Origin of the sequence: Salmonella sp. SAL4457, assembly GCF_046548235.1 — a bacterium.
Lineage (GTDB): Bacteria > Pseudomonadota > Gammaproteobacteria > Enterobacterales > Enterobacteriaceae > Salmonella > Salmonella enterica.
This window is the reverse complement of the sequence record NZ_JBGDZO010001047.1, coordinates 1-248: the sequence shown is the minus strand read 5'-3', so window position 1 is coordinate 248 and position 248 is coordinate 1. Positions and strand designations below refer to the sequence as shown.

General features: G+C 69.0%; 1 protein-coding gene. It reads left to right on the top strand.

Going from position 1 to position 248, the window contains the following annotated elements:
* The coding region (locus tag ACLJNW_RS27380; protein WP_410961701.1) for a hypothetical protein at window positions 1–248 on the top strand (248 nt) is incomplete at both ends.

Here is a 248-nt window from a genome sequence, read left to right as displayed (position 1 = left end):
CACCTGCCACAGCCGTACCGGCGCCTACGCCGACTACCAGTGGTGGAGCCGGCTGGCGCGGACCTGCCTGGAGTACCGGGCCGTGCCGCTCCTGCGCGAGCTGCGCGAGGGCCTGACCACGGTGGACTACATGGTAGAGGCGATCAGCGTCATCGCCCGCCAGCCTTCGGCGCTGGGCAAGAAATTCAACCTGGTGCCGAGCATTCCGCGCTGCCTGACCCTGGACGAGTTCTTCGGCCGTCTCGGGC